Source organism: Rhizobium sp. AAP43, from assembly GCF_001296045.1.
Classification (GTDB): domain Bacteria; phylum Pseudomonadota; class Alphaproteobacteria; order Rhizobiales; family Rhizobiaceae; genus Allorhizobium.
Window position 1 is genome coordinate 46,489 of the sequence record NZ_LJHS01000007.1, and the last position, 15,364, is coordinate 61,852.

15 protein-coding genes are annotated in these 15,364 nt (G+C 61.1%); 11 read left to right on the forward strand and 4 right to left on the reverse strand.

Annotated elements, in window-relative coordinates; all coding sequences use genetic code 11:
* Positions 1–11: 11 nt before the first annotated feature.
* Genes IP76_RS06810 through IP76_RS06855 form a run of 10 tightly spaced genes read left to right on the forward strand, consistent with a single transcriptional unit; the run spans position 12 to position 9,030 of the window.
* A complete protein-coding gene (locus IP76_RS06810) occupies positions 12–614 on the forward strand; it encodes an amino acid synthesis family protein (protein ID WP_197278314.1) in 603 nt (200 codons plus the stop codon).
* A complete protein-coding gene (locus IP76_RS06815) occupies positions 589–1,404 on the forward strand; it encodes an alpha/beta fold hydrolase (protein ID WP_054157456.1) in 816 nt (271 codons plus the stop codon). Before IP76_RS06810 ends, IP76_RS06815 begins: the two co-directional genes overlap by 26 nt.
* Positions 1,394–2,320 (forward strand): flavin reductase family protein, encoded by a 927-nt coding sequence (locus tag IP76_RS06820; RefSeq protein ID WP_054157457.1) that lies wholly within the window; start codon positions 1,394–1,396, stop codon positions 2,318–2,320. Before IP76_RS06815 ends, IP76_RS06820 begins: the two co-directional genes overlap by 11 nt.
* Positions 2,321–2,323: 3 nt before the next feature.
* Positions 2,324–3,361, forward strand: a complete 1,038-nt coding sequence (locus IP76_RS06825; RefSeq protein ID WP_054157458.1) for an LLM class flavin-dependent oxidoreductase — start codon at positions 2,324–2,326, stop codon at positions 3,359–3,361.
* Positions 3,362–3,370: 9 nt separating this feature from the next.
* Complete coding sequence (locus tag IP76_RS06830) at positions 3,371–4,834, forward strand: aldehyde dehydrogenase (protein ID WP_054157459.1); 1,464 nt, start codon at positions 3,371–3,373, stop codon at positions 4,832–4,834.
* A 4-nt stretch (positions 4,835–4,838) separates the two neighbouring features.
* Positions 4,839–5,168, forward strand: a complete 330-nt coding sequence (locus IP76_RS06835; protein WP_054157460.1) for an NIPSNAP family protein — start codon at positions 4,839–4,841, stop codon at positions 5,166–5,168.
* Positions 5,169–5,203: 35 nt separating this feature from the next.
* A complete protein-coding gene (locus IP76_RS06840) occupies positions 5,204–6,214 on the forward strand; it encodes an ABC transporter substrate-binding protein (protein WP_054157461.1) in 1,011 nt (336 codons plus the stop codon).
* Positions 6,215–6,268: 54 nt separating this feature from the next.
* The gene (locus IP76_RS06845) at positions 6,269–7,141 is read left to right on the forward strand and encodes an ABC transporter permease (protein ID WP_054157462.1); all 873 of its coding nucleotides are present in this window, start codon (positions 6,269–6,271) and stop codon (positions 7,139–7,141) included.
* Between the two features lie 12 nt (positions 7,142–7,153).
* A complete protein-coding gene (locus IP76_RS06850; protein WP_054157463.1) occupies positions 7,154–7,954 on the forward strand; it encodes an ABC transporter permease in 801 nt (266 codons plus the stop codon).
* A complete protein-coding gene (locus IP76_RS06855) occupies positions 7,951–9,030 on the forward strand; it encodes an ABC transporter ATP-binding protein (RefSeq protein WP_054157464.1) in 1,080 nt (359 codons plus the stop codon). Before IP76_RS06850 ends, IP76_RS06855 begins: the two co-directional genes overlap by 4 nt.
* A gap of 197 nt (positions 9,031–9,227) precedes the next feature.
* Here the strand turns inward: IP76_RS06855 and IP76_RS06860 are convergent, their stop codons facing one another.
* From IP76_RS06860 to IP76_RS06875, 4 genes are read right to left on the reverse strand one after another with little or no spacing between them, the layout of a single operon-like run.
* Positions 9,228–9,791 (reverse strand): sarcosine oxidase subunit gamma family protein, encoded by a 564-nt coding sequence (locus tag IP76_RS06860; RefSeq protein ID WP_054157465.1) that lies wholly within the window; start codon positions 9,789–9,791, stop codon positions 9,228–9,230.
* Positions 9,784–12,747: a sarcosine oxidase subunit alpha family protein gene (locus IP76_RS06865; protein WP_054157466.1), complete on the reverse strand. Its 2,964-nt coding sequence runs from the start codon at positions 12,745–12,747 to the stop codon at positions 9,784–9,786. The genes IP76_RS06860 and IP76_RS06865 overlap by 8 nt, the downstream gene beginning before the upstream one ends.
* The gene (locus tag IP76_RS06870; protein WP_054157467.1) at positions 12,744–13,016 is read right to left on the reverse strand and encodes a sarcosine oxidase subunit delta; all 273 of its coding nucleotides are present in this window, start codon (positions 13,014–13,016) and stop codon (positions 12,744–12,746) included. The genes IP76_RS06865 and IP76_RS06870 overlap by 4 nt, the downstream gene beginning before the upstream one ends.
* A 22-nt stretch (positions 13,017–13,038) precedes the next feature.
* Complete coding sequence (locus IP76_RS06875; protein WP_054157468.1) at positions 13,039–14,289, reverse strand: sarcosine oxidase subunit beta family protein; 1,251 nt, start codon at positions 14,287–14,289, stop codon at positions 13,039–13,041.
* Between the two features lie 94 nt (positions 14,290–14,383).
* Here IP76_RS06875 and IP76_RS06880 point away from each other — a divergent pair, with 94 nt between their 5' ends.
* Positions 14,384–15,355, forward strand: a complete 972-nt coding sequence (locus IP76_RS06880) for a GlxA family transcriptional regulator (RefSeq protein WP_054157469.1) — start codon at positions 14,384–14,386, stop codon at positions 15,353–15,355.
* Positions 15,356–15,364 lie beyond the last annotated feature (9 nt).

The window sequence follows — 15,364 nt, forward strand, 5'->3', positions numbered from 1 at the left end:
AGGAGGCGGCCTTGGTTCCGGTCATTCGCAAAACCCTGCTCCACGTTGAAACCACGCTCATCGAAGGTGGTAAGGCAGCACCGAAGCCGCTGAAGCTGATTGCTGCAATTGCCGTCCTGAAGAACCCTTGGGCCGGACGTGGTTTCGTCGAAGACTTGAAGCCCGAGATCCATGCAGCAGCTCCAGTGCTCGGTGCGCTTCTCACCAAGATGATCCTTGACGTAACGGGATCGGGGGAGGCTGTCGAAGCCTATGGCAAGGCCGCTGTCGTCGGTCTCGACGGTGAAGTCGAACATGCCTCGGCACTCATCCACACGCTTCGCTTTGGCAACCATTATCGCCAGGCCGTCGGTGCCAAGTCCTATCTCGCCTTCTGCAATACGCGGGGAGGGGCCAATGCTCCGATCATGATCCCGCTGATGGATAAAAATGACGAGGGTCGTCGCTCGCACTACCTGACGATCCAGTGCGCCATTCCAGATGCCCCTGCAGCAGACGAGATTGTTGTCGCGCTCGGCGCATCGATCGGCGGACGTCCGCACCATCGCATTGGTGATCGCTATCAGGACCTGAAGGAGTTGGGCAACGATGTCCATAATCCCGCAGCGGTCTGAGACACCGTCGGGCACGGCCTATGTCGCGGTCGGACGCGGCGAGCCGCTGGTCCTGATCCATGGCGTCGGCATGAAGCTGGAGGCCTGGCTGCCGCAGATCGAAGCCCTTTCCGGCAGCTTTGAAGTGATTGCAGCCGACCTTCCTGGGCACGGCGAAAGCGCCCCACTCACAGGCGGGTCTGCCTTGCCGGCTTTTGTCGGCCGGTTTACGCGGTTCCTCGCGGAAATCGATCGTGGGCCGGTCAGTGTTGCAGGCCATTCCATGGGCGCGCTGATCGCGGGCGGGCTTGCCGTCGAAGCGCCGTCCTTTGTTCGGCGCGTGGCACTTCTCAATGGTGTCTATCGGCGCGATCCGATGGCCCGCGACGCGGTGATGAAGCGCGCTGCCGAAATCGAGACCGGTGGCTTTGACCGCGAAGCGCCTTTGCGCCGCTGGTTTGGCGATGGGCATGAGCATGAAGAGGCCGCCTATGCTTTGTCGCGGCGGCTGCTGGCCGAAGTCGATCAGCAGGGTTATGCGACCGCCTATGCAGCCTTTGCCAACGGAGACGCGGTCTATGCTGACCGTTGGCCGGACGTCACCTGTCCCGCTCTGTTCCTGACAGGTGAGGGGGATCTCAATTCGACGCCAGATATGGCTGAGGCTATGGCGGCATCGACGTCGATGGGACGGGCGGTGGTCATTCCCGGTCACCGCCACATGGTCAACCTGACGGCGCCACAGGCAGTGAATGACGCCCTTGCCGAATGGATGAGTTGGACCACGGAGGAAGCCTGCCATGACGCATGATTCGCGCGCCCTCAGAAATGCCTTCGGCGCCTTCCTGACCGGCGTCACCGTGGTGACCACCCGCAACGCCGCTGGCGAGCCGATCGGCTTCACCGCCAATTCCTTCGCCAGCGTCTCGCTCGATCCGCCTCTTCTTCTCGTCTGCCTCGCCAAGACCTCGCGCAATTTCGACGCGATGACCCGATCCATAGGCTTTGCCGTCAACATCCTCTCCGAAGCGCAGAAGGACGTGTCGAACACCTTCGCCCGACCGGTTGAGGATCGCTTTGCAGCCGTCTCCTGGAGCGACGGTCCCTATGGCTCTCCCGTCTTTGCCGATGTCTCGGCCTGGTTCGACTGTTCAACCTATCAGGTGGTCGAGGCCGGCGACCATGTGATCCTGATCGGCCGGGTCGAAGCCTTCGAGGATACGGGCCTTGCCGGGCTTGGCTATGCGCGGGGCGGTTATTTCTCGCCAGCGCTGTCGGACAAGGCATTGCTTGCCGGCCAGGACATGCCGCAAACACTTGGAACGGTCGCCGAACGCGCCGGCGAGGTACTTTTGCAGGAAGCGCCTGATGGCACGCTTGGCCTTCCATCGATCGAACTGGAGAGTGGTGGTGACGGCGTCGACGCCCTGTTCGGCCATCTGCATGATCTTTGCCGCCTTCCGGTCGCGCCTGGCCTTGTCTACTCCATCTATGAGGACACCCAAGCCCGCCGCCAGCACGTCATCTATCGGGCAACGCTCGGGGAAGGCGATATCGAGGGGGCAAAGCTCTACCCCGTCGACGCGCTGCCGCTCGAGCGCGTCGCCGATCGGGCCACGCGCGACGTGCTGAAGCGCTACGCTCAGGAATCGAGCCTCGGCAATTTCGGGGTCTATGTCGGAAATCAGGAAAAGGGCCGGGTGCATGCCCAGGCCGCCAGAGGTTAGACCATGAAGTTCTCGCTCTTTGTCCACATGGAAAGGCTGGATGCCAGCCAGTCACACGGGCAACTCTATGAAGAGTTCATTCAGCTCTGCGAGATCGCCGATCGTGGCGGCATGCATGCGATCTGGACGGGTGAACACCATGCGATGGATTTCACCATCGCGCCGAACCCCTTCATCAATCTGGCTGACCTCGCCCGCCGCACGAAGAACGTGCGGCTCGGCACGGGAACCGTGATTGCGCCCTTCTGGCATCCTATCAAGCTCGCCGGCGAAGCGGCCATGACCGATATCATCTCCGATGGGCGGCTCGATGTCGGCATTGCCCGCGGCGCCTATGGCTTCGAATACGAGCGCCTGCTGCCGGGCCTCGACCCTTGGGGCGCTGGCCAGCGCATGCGCGAGCTGATCCCGGCGATCAAAGGTATCTGGGCCGGCGACTATGCCCATCAGGGCGAGTTCTGGCAGTTCCCGTCCACGACCTCCGCGCCGAAGCCGGTGCAGCAGCCGCATCCGCCGATCTGGGTCGCGGCCCGCGATCCCAACAGCCATGAATTTGCCGTCGCCAATGGCTGCAATGTCCAGGTGACGCCGCTATGGAACGGCGACCTGGAAATCGAGGCACTCATGGGCCGCTTCAACACGGCTTGTGAAAAGGCGGCCGATCAGGCGCGGCCGAAGATCATGCTGCTCTTGCACACCTATGTCGGCTCGGATGCGAGCGACGTCGATCAGGCGACCCGCGAAGTCAGCGTCTACTACAATTACTTCTCCGCCTGGTTCAAGAACGAGAAGCCGATCCGCCAGGGCCTGATCGAGCGTCTCACAGAAGAGGAGATGGCCGCCAACGCCATGCTCTCGCCTGAAGTCATGCGGAAAAACCTGCCGATCGGCACAGCCGGCGAGGTGATCGCCCGGCTGAAGGCTTACCAGGCGCTGGGTTATGACGAGTATTCCATGTGGATCGACACCGGCATGAGCTTCGAGCGGAAGAAGGCTTCGCTCGAACGCTTCATCGCCGACGTCATGCCGGCTTTCGGCTGAGGGGGTCTGATGCAGCGCTTTCAGCAATATATCAACGGCATATTCGAAGATGGGAGTGGTCGTTTCGAAAGCCTGGATCCAGCAACTGGCACTCCCTGGGCGGACATGCCGGAAGCCCGTGAAGCGGATGTCGAGCGCGCGATCGACGCCGCCGAATCTGCCTTGCTGGACGGCCCCTGGGCGGCGATGACGGCGACCCAGCGCGGCAAGCTGCTCTACAAACTCGCCGATCTCGTCGCCGCCAATGCACCGAAACTTGCGGAACTCGAGACGCGCGATACAGGCAAGATCATCCGCGAGACCTCGGCCCAGATTGCCTATGTCGCGGATTACTATCGCTACTACGCCGGGCTCGCCGACAAGATCGAGGGCGCCTATCTTTCGATCGACAAGCCGGACATGGATGTCTGGCTCCGGCGCGAACCGGTCGGTGTCGTCGCCGCCATCGTGCCGTGGAATAGCCAGCTGTTTCTCTCCGCCGTCAAGCTCGGCCCCGCACTTGCGGCCGGCTGCACGCTGGTGGTCAAGGCCTCGGAAGATGGGCCGGCACCGCTTCTGGAATTTGCCCGCCTCGTGCATGAGGCCGGGTTCCCGGATGGCGTCGTCAATATCCTGACGGGCTTTGGCCCCTCCTGCGGCTCGGCGCTTACCCGCCATCCGAAGGTTGCCCATATCGCCTTTACCGGCGGGCCTGGAACGGCTGCCGCAGTTGTGCGCAATTCAGCCGAGAACCTCGCCAGTACATCGCTCGAACTCGGCGGCAAATCCCCCTTCGTCGTCTTTGCTGACGCCGACCTTGAGAGCGCTGCCAATGCCCAGGTGGCCGGCATCTTTGCGGCGACCGGGCAGTCTTGCGTTGCCGGATCGCGCCTCATTGTTGAGGCCTCGGTGAAGGATCGCTTTCTCGATATCCTCAGGGCGAAGGCCGAAGCCATTCGCATCGGCTTGCCGCTCGATATGGGGACAGAAGTCGGGCCGCTCTGCACTGAGCGCCAGCGGGCAGTGATTGAGCAGACGGTGCAGGCTTCACTGGACGCTGGCGCCCGGCTCGTAACCGGCGGCAAAAATCCGAGGGAGGAGGGCTTTTATTATGCTCCGACGATCCTCGACTGCGACGGCGTGACGTCGCCTTCGGTCGAAACGGAACTCTTCGGACCTGTGCTGTCGGTTCTTTCCTTCGACACGGAAGCAGATGCCGTCAGGCTTGCGAACGACACGCGCTATGGGCTGGCGGCTGGCGTTTTCACCCAGAACCTGACCCGTGCCCATCGCATGATCAAGCGCATCCGCGCCGGCGTCGTCTGGGTGAATACGTATAGGGCCGTGTCCCCGATCGCCCCCTTTGGCGGCTTCGGCCAGTCCGGCCACGGACGCGAAGGCGGACTTCAAGCCGCCCTGGACTATACGCGGACGAAGACGGTTTGGGTGCGCACATCCGACGATCCGATCCCCGATCCCTTCGTGATGCGGTGAGCCCATGTACTACGAGATCCGCACTTACCGACTGAAGAACGGCGCGATCCCCAAATATCTGAAGGTCGTCGAGGAAGAGGGGATTGCGATCCAGAAGACCCATCTTGGCCACCTCGTCGGTTACTTCTTTTCCGAAATCGGCCCGATCAACGAGATCGTTCATATCTGGGCCTTTGCCAGCCTGGACGAACGGCAGGAGCGGCGGGCCGCCCTGATGGCAGACCCGGCCTGGCGTGCCTTCCTGCCCAAGATCCGCGACCTGATCGAGGTTGCAGACAACAAGATCATGAAGCCGGCGGCCTTCTCGCCGCTCGGTACCAGCCTGCCTGCATGACACATAAAAAGTGAATAATAACGGAGAACGGGAACATGAAAAAACAACTGGCAGCCACAGTCTTTACCGCCCTGATCGGTCTTTCTGGTTCGGCACTCGCCGACGAGATGGTCTTCACCAGCTGGGGCGGCACCACCCAGGACGCCCAGAAGGCGAATTGGGCAGACAGCTTCACGAACAACACGAGCATTGCAGTCGTCCAGGACGGTCCGACCGACTACGGCAAGATCAAAGCCATGGTCGAAGCCGGTAGCGTCACATGGGACGTGGTCGACGTAGAGGGCGATTATGCCGTCCAGGCCGGCAAAGCTGGTCTGCTAGAGCCGCTCGACTTCTCCGTCATCGACAAGTCCAAGCTCGATCCACGTTTCGTCACCGACTATTCCGTCGGCAGCTTCTACTATTCCTTCGTCATTGGCTGCAACAAGGACGCGGCCGGCACCTGCCCGAAGACCTGGGCCGATCTCTTCGACACGGCCAAGTTCCCCGGCAAGCGCGCCTTCTACAAGTGGTCGGCGCCGGGCGTGATCGAAGCCGCACTGCTCGCTGACGGTGTTCCCGCCGACAAGCTTTATCCGCTTGATCTCGACCGTGCCTTCAAGAAGCTCGACAGCATCAAGTCTGACATCGTCTGGTGGGATGGTGGTGCGGCCTCCCAGCAGCTGCTGGCCTCAGGCGAGGCCCCCTTCGGCTCCTTCTGGAATGGCCGCCTGACGGCACTCGCCGCCACCGGTGTCACGGTCGAAACCTCTTGGGATCAGAACATCACGGCGGCCGATTCCCTTGTCGTGCCCAAGGGATCGAAGAACAAGGATGCAGCGATGAAGTTCATCGCCCATGCGACCGCCGACATGCAGCAATCGTTGTTCTCGATGGCGACCGGTTATGCCCCGACCAATGTCGACGCCAATCTCCTGATGGACGAAGCCGTTCGCAAGACTTTGCCTGACATGCAGGCCGAAAGCCAGGTCAATGCCGACATGACCTACTGGGCCGACAATCGCGACGAGATCGGCAAGCGCTGGTACGACTGGCAGGCCAAGTAAGCGAGAAAGCCGGCCGGTTTCGATCGGCCGGCCCAACAGAACCGGGGCAACAGCATGGCCATTCTCGCAACGACTGAAAGAGCGAACGGCAGCAGCCGGGGATCGGTGAGAAAGCGCGACAGCGGCTTTTCCAGTTCCGTTCCAGCTCTGATGCTGATCATCCTCTTCTTTGTCACGCCTGTGCTTGGCCTTTTGCTGCGCAGCGTGACGGAGCCTGAACTCGGCCTGCAAAACTACGTCGAACTGATTGGCAGCGGCACCTATCTGCGCATCTTTGCCAATACCTTTCTGGTGGCAGGTACTGTGACTGCCTTATCCGTGGTGATCGGCTATCCAGTGGCCTGGGCGCTTGCTGTTCTGCCACGCCATTGGTCGCAACTGGTTTTTGCCATCATCATCCTGTCGATGTGGACCAACCTGCTTGCCCGCACCTATGCCTGGATGGTTCTCCTGCAGCGCACCGGCGTGATCAACAAGACCCTGATGGGGCTTGGCCTGATCGACCAGCCGCTGGCGCTGGTCAACAACCTCGTCGGGGTCACGATCGGCATGACCTACATTATGCTACCCTTCGTCATCCTGCCGCTGGTCGGCGTTCTCCGGTCGATCGATCCGGCCATCCTACGCGCTGGCGCCCTTTGTGGGGCCAACCGCCTGCAATGCTTTACCCATATCCTCCTCCCCCTATCCCTCCCGGGCGTCGCAGCGGGTGCATTGATGGTCTTCGTCATGGCGCTGGGCTATTACGTCACCCCTGCGCTGCTCGGCGGGACGGCGAACATGATGCTCGCCGAAATGATCGCGCAATTCGTCCAGTCGCTGGTCAACTGGGGCATGGGGGGCGCCGCGGCCTTCGTTCTCCTGGTCGTGACCCTCCTGCTTTACGCCGTGCAATTGCGCTTCTTCGGCGCAAATCGGATCGGTTGAGGAGGTCTCGCCATGTTGCTCGACTATGACAAGCTCGGCGCCTGGAAATGGTTGCTCATTGGGACGACAGTCCTCGTTTGCCTCTTCCTGCTCATGCCCATCGTCTTCATTGCAGCTCTGTCCTTCGGCTCCTCGCAGTGGCTGATCTTCCCGCCGCCATCCTGGACGACCCGCTGGTATGCGGAATTGTTTTCCGATCCGCGCTGGCTGACATCGGCGTTGACCAGCCTACAGATCGCCTCCGTCGTTACAGTACTGTCGGTGGTGATCGGCTTTCTGGCAGCGCTTAGCCTCAGCCGTGGAAACTTCGTCGGTAAGGAGTTGTTGCGCGCACTCTTCCTCACCCCGATGATCCTGCCGGTGGTCGTGCTTGCGGTGGCACTCTATGCCTTCTTCCTGGAGATCGGCTTGGCAGGCACCACGCTCGGCTTCATCATCGCGCATTTGTTGATCGCGCTGCCCTTCTCGATCATCTCGATCGGCAGTGCGCTCGACGGCTTCGACAAGTCCATCGAGGATGCTGCCATCCTGTGTGGCGCAAGCCCATGGGAAGCCCGGCTCCGGGTCACGGTGCCGGCGATCAGCCACGGCCTGTTCGGGGCGGCGGTCTTCTCTTTCCTCGCCTCCTGGGACGAGGTGGTGCTGGCGATCTTCATGGCGAGCCCGACGCTGCAGACCCTGCCGGTCAAGATCTGGTCGACGCTGCGACAGGACCTGACCCCCGTCATTGCCGCTGCTTCAACCCTTCTCATTCTCTTCACCATCGTCTTGATGGTCATCGCGGCCCTGGTCCGCAAGGGACGAAAAACATGACGTCTTCCTTCATTGAGATCCGCGATATTCGCAAGGACTACGGCCCGATTACTGCGGTCAAGGACGTGACCCTCGATATCCGTAAGGGCGAGTTCATGACCTTTCTCGGGCCTTCGGGTTCGGGTAAATCGACCACGCTCTACATGCTGGCAGGTTTCGAAAATCCAACCTCCGGTGATATTCTGGTGGATGGCAAGAGTGTGCTCGATACGCCATCGCACAAGCGCAATATTGGCATGGTGTTCCAGCGCTACACGCTGTTTCCGCATCTGACCGTTGGCGAGAATGTCGCCTTTCCCTTGCGCATTCGCCGCCTGCCCAAAGCGGAAATCGAGACGAAGGTGAAGGAAGCACTGCGCCTGGTGCGGCTCGAAGGCTTCGAGGATCGGAAGCCCGCCCTGATGTCGGGCGGCCAGCAGCAACGCGTCGCGCTTGCCCGCGCACTTGTCTACGATCCGCCCATTCTCTTGATGGACGAACCGCTCTCGGCCCTCGACAAGAAACTGCGCGAAGAAATCCAGTTCGAAATCCGCAGAATTCACCGCGAGACGGGTGTTACCATCCTCTATGTCACGCATGACCAGGAGGAAGCGCTACGCCTGTCCGATCGCATCGCGGTCTTCAGCCACGGCCGCATCGACCAGATCGGCTCGGGTAACATGCTCTATGCCGAGCCTTCGACCCGCTTCGTTGCAGGGTTTATCGGCGATTCCAACTTCATCGATGTCGATATCCTTGAAACACAGGGGACGTCGGCTCGGATCAAGACCAAGGGGGGCGTCGAGGTTTCAGGTGTTCCGCTTCATGGGCAGGGTAATGGGGGCAAGGGGGCGCTTCTCCTGCGCCCCGAACGGCTGGAATTGCGCAAGACCGGAAGCGATGCGGGATTGCTGCGAGGCACTGTCCTGGACATGCATTTTCTGGGCAACACAACTGATGTGGTTGTGGATCTCGGAGAGGGCGAAACACTTTCGGTCAAGCTGCCATTCGGCCATCCGGCCCTGTCGGAAATCGGACCTGCTGTGATGGTGGATGTGACCTTCGATGCCGGGAGCACGCACCTCTTTCGCATGTAGTGTCTCTTTCGGACGAGTGATCTCAAAGACCGAAAACGAGATTTGGCCGCGCAAAAAATGCGCGGTTATCGGCTTGCGTGAATTTCAGTGAAAAGCCCATTGTCCTCTCTGTGGAGCGGGCATGCCGGCGCAAAATGCCGGCGGGTCAGCGATTTCGTTCGCAGCAGAGAACTCTTAGTCGACGCTCAACAATTAGCTTATGCCTGGCCTAAGGGATGGCGGCACAAGAGGGCGATCTCCCCAACGAGACTTTCGGCGAGGCTGCGCATGACGATCAGTTCGAAAACCTCCGGCCCCGTCTGGGTAATATGAACGCCGATATGGCCAATCAGTGTAGTTGCAGGTCGCTCGAGAGCTACAGGGGCGGCATGGAGGTCGAGCCCGGTGGCCTGCGCCAGAACAGTCTGGACAGTTCGTCCTTCGAGCTCCAGCCGAACCCGGCCGTGGCTCTGGTCGACGATATCCACTCGCTCCCGGAGCGTTTCCGCAATCACAGCGTGGTCCAGTCGGCCATCTGATACAAGCAACCACTGGCCTGGGCTGAAGGGTCTCAGGTCTGCCGCCATCCCCGCACCGAGCTGTTGCCTGATCCAGGCCTCATCAATGGAGCCGGGACGCGAGAGCAGCAGCAACAGCGCGCCTTCTGTCTGCACGGCCAGTCGTGTGCCGTCTCCCAGCACGCGGATAGGTTCCGCCAGTGGCGAACGGCGTTCGATGTCCATGGACGTCAGATGATCCGGGGAAATGTGCGTTTCAGACATGAAGCTTCTCGTTTTGCGGATCGACAAAAACAGGGCTCACCAGCCGCCCCATGGCAAACTCGTTGCGCAGACCGTTCCAGATCTGAACTTCCTCGCCGTAGCGGGAGGCGCCGCCCTTCACCAGCGCAAGACCGATGGTCGAGCCAACATGCGGTGAGTAGCAGCTCGACGAGACATAACCTTCATCATTCTCGAGTGTCGCATCGGCTTCTTTCTTCAGAATATGGGCCCCCGTTCGGAAACTGTCGGACGGCTCGATCGGCATAACGCCAACAAGCTGGAGGCGATCGGTATCGACCAATCCCTCGCGCTGAACCATGTGTTTGCCGATGAAATCCGGCTTGCCCATGGCGACCATTTTCGCCATGCCGAGATCCGCTGGGACGACCGTACCGTTGATCTCGTTGTGCGTGACGTGGCCTTTCTCTATCCGCAAGACCGACAGGGCTTCGACGCCGTAGGCGCAAATGCCATGAGGTTCGCCGGCCCGCATGATCGCATCGGCAACGCTCTCGCCGAAATCGGCGGGAACGGCGAGTTCATAGGCGAGTTCGCCTGAAAACGAGATGCGAAACAGCCGTCCCTTGAGACGTCCGCCGAAGAGCTGGACCTCTCTTGCTGCAAGGTAAGGGAAAGCGTCATTGGAAATGTCCTGATCAACGATCTGCTCCAGCACGGCACGCGCCTTCGGTCCGGCTATGGCCATCTGTGCCCATTGGTCGGTGACGGATGCCAGCCTGACGTCGAGTTCGGGCCAGAGTGCTTGAGAGCAGAATTCGAGATGGTTCATCACACTAGCTGCATAGGCAGTCGTCGTGGTCATGAAGTAGCGGTTCTCGCCCAGCCGGCTGGTGGTGCCGTCATCATAGATGAAGCCGTCTTCCCGGAGCATCAGGCCGTAGCGGGCCTTGCCGACCGGCAGCTTGAGAAAGCCGTTGCAATAGACCCGGTTGAGGAATTCGGCTGCATCCGCCCCGCAGATCTCGATCTTCCCCAAGGTCGAGACGTCGCAGAGCCCGACATTTTGTCGAACATTCATGACTTCGCGGTCGACGCTCTCCCGCCAGTTCACTTCATCCGGTTTCGGAAACCAGCTTGAGCGATACCAGAGCCCCGTCTCGACAAAGGTTGCGCCCAGCCGTGCTGCCCAGTCATGCAGGGGCGACTTGCGGACGGGCTGGAAGTGTTTGCCGGTCGATGCTCCGGCAAGCGCCCCGAACGAGACCGGCGTATAAAATGGACGGAACGTCGTGGTGCCGACGTCGGCAGGCGATATGCGTCGCGCTTCGGCCAGTAGGCCGATTGCGTTGACGTTCGATAGCTTGCCCTGATCCGTCGCCATGCCATTGGTCGTGTAGCGCTTGGCGAGTTCCACATGTCCATAGCCCTCCCGAACAGCCAGCCCGAAATCCTTGACATGCACATCGTTCTGGAGGTCGACAAAGGCCTTCGCTTTGATACCAGGAATGGACCAGAGCGGTGGGGCTGGTGCGAGCACACTGTCTCCCTCGATCACTGGGATGTCACAGGCTTTCGCGGAAACGCCAAGCTCGGCAAGAGCCTGAACGGCTGTCTTGCTGGCCGATTCCATGGATGACCTGATGCCCGATACACCGGCGGCGGCACCCGCGATCTGCAGATCCGTCAATCCATCCGGCGCCAAGAAGGCGGCATGGTCATCCGACCAGCGCGGCTTGCCGCCCCGATGGCAGGCCAGGTGGATCACAGGCGAGAAGCCGCCTGACATGGCGAGGCTGTCTACCCCAATCCGTTCGGTTTGCCCTTCATGCCAGATCTCGATCGCTCTAACACGCTTGCGACCCGATACATTGGCGACGAAACCGCCCCTTACGAGCCGCGCGCTACCCTTGAAGTCAATCGCCGCGTCGCGGCGGCTGTCGACGACAACGGCAACCTCGACACCAGCTTTTTCCAAGTCGGCAGCAAGCGCATAGCCACTGTCGTTCGTTGTAAAGATTGCGGTCTTGCGACCGGGCGCCACAGCATGGCGGTTCAGATAGGTGCGCATGGCACCTGCCATCATGACGCCGGGAACGTCATTGCCGCCGAAGACCAGCGGGCGTTCTTCCGATCCGGTCGCCAGAATTGCCTTCCTGGCCGCAATCCGCCATAGGCGCTCAACCGGGCGGTTGGCGTCCGGCGATGCAACATGTTTTTGCACGCGCTCCACGGCACCGAAGACCTGGCCGTCGTACCAGCCGAATGCCGTGGTCCGCGGCATCAGCCTGACATTATCCAGCGAGGCAAGTTCATCCAGGGCACTGGCAACGAAGATCGCTGCCGTCTTGCCTCCGATGCTTGCCGTCTCGCTCAAGAGGAACCCGCCGATTGCGGCATTCTCATCGATCAGGATGACGCGTGCTCCGGCACGCCCGGCCGTCAAGGCGGCCGCAATCCCGGCAGCACCACCGCCGACAATCAGCAGGTCACAATGCGCCCAGCATTTTTCATAGGAGTCGGGATCGGCTTCATAGGTCGCACGGCCAAGCCCCGCCGCCCTGCGGATGACGGGCTCATAGAGCTTTTCCCAGAACTTGGCAGGCCACATGAAGGTCTTGTAATAGAAGCCCGCCGACAGAAAGGGCGAAAGAAGCCCGTTTACGGCACCCATATCGTAGTCGAGAGAGGGCCAGCGATTCTGGCTGTTCGCCTCGAGCCCCTCGTAAAGCTCCTGCATCGTGGCACGGCTGTTGGGTTCGGTACGACCACCGCTGCCAATGGTCATCAGCGCATTGGGCTCGGCCGATCCTGCTGTCAGAATGCCGCGTGGGCGGTGGTATTTGAAACTGCGTCCAACGAGTTGGCGACCATTCGCCAGAAGTGCGGAGGCGAGCGTGTCGCCGGCAAAGCCGCTCATCGGGCGGCCGTCAAAGGTGAAGTTCAGCGGAGCGGTCCGATCGATCAGGCCGCCCTTGCCGAGACGGTACGAGCTCATGCCATCACCGCCTTTGCGTCGGATGCATCCCGGCAGGAGCCCACCTCGTGCGTGGCCGTATCGCGTGTGACGATCAACCAGCGTCGGCAGCCGGCGGTGTGGTGCCAGTATTCATTATAGGTGCCATACGGGTTGTCGCGCAGATACACATAGTCGTGCCAGACTTCCGCGCCGGCCTCGGCATCAGGGCGCGGTAGTGCGGCCCCCTTCACGGTGAACTCTTCCTTGGGTCGAAGCCCGCAATGGGGGCAGGGGATACGGCTGGCCATCGTCGTTGCGCTTTCGGAAAACTCAGTGAAGGTTCGGCTGGGCACCCTGGCCCTTTTCGTCGATCAGATAACCGCGGCGGAAGCGATCCAGCCGGAAGGCCCGCGCAGTCTCATGCGGTTCGCCCTTTGCAATGAGATGGGCAAAGCAATAGCCGGAGGCCGGCGTCGCCTTGAAGCCGCCATAGCACCAGCCGGCATTCAGATAGAGATTGTCGAGATGGGCGCGGTCTATGATGGGCGATCCATCCATCGACATGTCCATGATGCCGCCCCATGATCTCAGCACGCGGATCCGCGACAGGGCAGGGATCATCGCCTTGCCCGCTTCCGCGACATGCTCGACCGTCGCCAGATTGCCGCGCTGGGCATAGGAGTTGTAGCCGTCGATGTCTCCGCCGAAGACAAGGCCGCCCTTGTCGGACTGGGAGACGTAGAAGTGGCCTGCCCCGAATGTGACGACCCCGTCGATGAAGGGTTTGAGCCCCTCGGAGACGAAAGCCTGGAGGACGTGACTTTCGATCGGCAGCTTGAGGCCCATCATGTCGGCAACCCGTGAGGAGTTTCCGGCGGCGGCGACTGCAAGCTTGCCGCAACCGATGAAGCCGCGTGTCGTCTCGACGCCGATGGCCTTTCCGCCCTCGCGGCGAATACCGGTAACCTCGCAGTTCTGCAGAATATCGACGCCATGGCTATCGGCCCCGCGCGCATATCCCCAGGCGACGGCATCATGGCGAACCGTTCCGCCGCGCCTTTGCAGGATGCCCCCCTGGATGGGGAAGCGGGCATTGTCATAGTCGAAGAAGGGCAGCATCGCGCGCACAGCCTCACGATCCAGAAGCTCCGCATCCACCCCATGCAGGCGCATGGCATTGCCGCGCCGCGTATAGGCGTCGCGCTGCGCATCCGAGTGGAAAAGATTGAGGACGCCGCGCTGCGACACCATGGCGTTGAAATTGAAGTCCTGCTCGAGCCCCTCCCAGAGCTTCATCGAAAACTCGTAGAAGGGGTTGTTGCCGGGCAAGAGATAGTTGGAGCGGATGATCGTGGTGTTCCGACCCACATTGCCCGAACCGATATAGCCCTTCTCGACCACGGCGATGTTGCGGATGCCGAATGTCTTCGACAGGTAGTAGGCGGTTGCCAGTCCATGACCGCCGCCGCCGACAATGATTACATCGTAGTGCGGTTTTGGTTCCGGCTGGCGCCAGTGGGCCGCCCAGTTGCGGTTGCCAAAGAGCCCGTTGAGAAAGATCGAGAGTGCCGAATATCGCATCCACTGCTGCCCGGTTCGAAGAATGGGGCTCAGCCTAACGGCGCATCGGAAACTTAAATTGCAGGTTAGAGCCATTTTGCGATACATTGAAGACATGACAGTCTCCCTTGCTTCGTCTCAGCGCTATGGCTTCGTGCTGATCCCGAATTTTGCATTGATGTCCTATGCCTCGGCGACCGAGCCGCTCAGGGCCGCGAACCTGATTGCCCAGACTGCACTTTACGAGGTGGTTCCCCTGTCGTTCGGCGGCCAACCGGTTCCATCCTCGTCGGGATTCGCGGTCCCCTGCGAAGATCTCGCCAAAGCCGGTACGCTCTGCCACACGGTGTTCGTCGTCGCCGGCGGCAATCCGGAGGACTGGAGCGAGGCGGCGGCGCTCCAACCCTTGCTCCGACGTCTCGCCCGCCAGGGCGTTCGCATCGGGGGGATTTCCAGCGGATCCTTCATTCTGGCCGCTGCCGGCCTGCTCGATGGTCGCGATTTTACCATTCATTGGGAGCACGCTCCGGCCTTGCGCGAAGCCTTTCCTCATCTGTCTCCGCGCCAGGCCCGCTACGTAATTGATGGTGACCGGGTGACATGCGGTGGCGGCGTCGCACCGCTCGACCTGATGCACGCCGTGATCGGAAGTCGGATGGGCGCCGCCTTTGCCCGCCGTGTCAGCGACTGGTATCTGCATACGGCTGTTGCCGACCCGACAGCGCCGCAGCGGGGGTCGTCGAGCGAACGCTACGGGACGCATCACCCCGCTCTGATCACGGTCCTCGAGAAGATGGAAACGACGATCGAACAGCCGCTTGATCGACGCAGCATGGCCCGGCTTGCATCCGTGAGCCCCCGACATCTCGATAGGTTGTTTTCGGAGCATCTTGGCGTGAGTTTTCACGATACCTACCGGCGGATAAGGCTCGATCACGCCCGGCGCCTGCTGGAGCAAAGTCCGCTCTCACTCTCTGAGCTGGCCTTTGCCGCAGGCTTTTCGAGCGCCTCGCATTTTTCCCGCGCCTTCAAAGAGCATTTTGGACTGACGCCAAAATCCGCTAGAGCAAACAAACGGACGTCTTGAGGGCGTGCC

Bases quoted from the DNA above. Each gene is read 5' to 3' on its own strand.
- IP76_RS06830 (WP_054157459.1), top strand. From the start codon at position 3,371: ATGCAGCGCTTTCAGCAATATATCAACGGCATATTCGAAGATGGGAGT.
- IP76_RS06845 (WP_054157462.1), top strand. From the start codon at position 6,269: ATGGCCATTCTCGCAACGACTGAAAGAGCGAACGGCAGCAGCCGGGGA.
- IP76_RS06875 (WP_054157468.1), bottom strand. From the start codon at position 14,289: ATGCGATATTCGGCACTCTCGATCTTTCTCAACGGGCTCTTTGGCAAC.
- IP76_RS06850 (WP_054157463.1), top strand. From the start codon at position 7,154: ATGTTGCTCGACTATGACAAGCTCGGCGCCTGGAAATGGTTGCTCATT.
- IP76_RS06815 (WP_054157456.1), top strand. From the start codon at position 589: ATGTCCATAATCCCGCAGCGGTCTGAGACACCGTCGGGCACGGCCTAT.
- IP76_RS06825 (WP_054157458.1), top strand. From the start codon at position 2,324: ATGAAGTTCTCGCTCTTTGTCCACATGGAAAGGCTGGATGCCAGCCAG.
- IP76_RS06820 (WP_054157457.1), top strand. From the start codon at position 1,394: ATGACGCATGATTCGCGCGCCCTCAGAAATGCCTTCGGCGCCTTCCTG.
- IP76_RS06870 (WP_054157467.1), bottom strand. From the start codon at position 13,016: ATGGCCAGCCGTATCCCCTGCCCCCATTGCGGGCTTCGACCCAAGGAA.
- IP76_RS06835 (WP_054157460.1), top strand. From the start codon at position 4,839: ATGTACTACGAGATCCGCACTTACCGACTGAAGAACGGCGCGATCCCC.
- IP76_RS06865 (WP_054157466.1), bottom strand. From the start codon at position 12,747: ATGAGCTCGTACCGTCTCGGCAAGGGCGGCCTGATCGATCGGACCGCT.
- IP76_RS06860 (WP_054157465.1), bottom strand. From the start codon at position 9,791: ATGTCTGAAACGCACATTTCCCCGGATCATCTGACGTCCATGGACATC.
- IP76_RS06880 (WP_054157469.1), top strand. From the start codon at position 14,384: ATGACAGTCTCCCTTGCTTCGTCTCAGCGCTATGGCTTCGTGCTGATC.
- IP76_RS06840 (WP_054157461.1), top strand. From the start codon at position 5,204: ATGAAAAAACAACTGGCAGCCACAGTCTTTACCGCCCTGATCGGTCTT.
- IP76_RS06855 (WP_054157464.1), top strand. From the start codon at position 7,951: ATGACGTCTTCCTTCATTGAGATCCGCGATATTCGCAAGGACTACGGC.